General features: G+C 61.5%; 1 protein-coding gene. It reads right to left on the bottom strand.

What is annotated here, in order from left to right; all coding sequences use genetic code 11:
• Positions 1–84 precede the first annotated feature (84 nt).
• Positions 85–600 (bottom strand): thiamine pyrophosphate-dependent enzyme (locus RTW80_RS26925; RefSeq protein WP_312721149.1); only part of this gene is annotated, 516 nt, incomplete at its 5' end.

Raw genomic sequence — 600 nt, 5'->3', positions numbered from 1 at the left:
CCGCTGCTCTGTATCGTGATGTTGCCCGCCTGGCTCCTGCTGGCGGGCAAACCGATGCTGATGGGATGGCGAAACGACAGGTAATCAGGCGTTATTGCGTGCCTCCAGCGCTTTGGTCAGCGCGCTCAGCAGCGGCGGAATATCGGCTTTCGGCAGCATCACCTCGATCAGCGAAAGCCGCTCATGGTGTGCCACTTTATCCAGCACCTCCGCCAGCGCTTCCGCTTCGCTGACGCGCCAGCATTCTGCCTGAGGCGCCAGGCTCAGCGCCTGCGGGATCTGCGTCCAGTTCCAGAGGGCAATATCGTTATAGCGCTGCTCCGGCCCGTGGATGGCCCTTTCCACCGTGTATCCTTCATTGTTAAGCACCAGAATAATCGGGCGCTGCTTGTCGCGCAGCATCGATCCCAGCTCCTGAATGGTCAACTGCGCGGCGCCGTCACCCGTCAGGACAATCACGCGTCGGTTCGGACACGCCGTTTGCGCGCCAAACGCCGCCGCCAGCGTGTAGCCAATCGATCCCCACAGCGGCTGGACGATAAAGTTCACGTCCGCCGGTAAACGCAGATCGATAGCGCCGAAAGCAGACGTTCCCTGGTC

It is taken from the genome of Escherichia sp. AM3, assembly GCF_032029835.1.
Classification (GTDB): domain Bacteria; phylum Pseudomonadota; class Gammaproteobacteria; order Enterobacterales; family Enterobacteriaceae; genus Escherichia; species Escherichia coli.
Note: the sequence above shows the minus strand (reverse complement) of the source record. Positions and strands in the feature narration are given on the sequence as shown.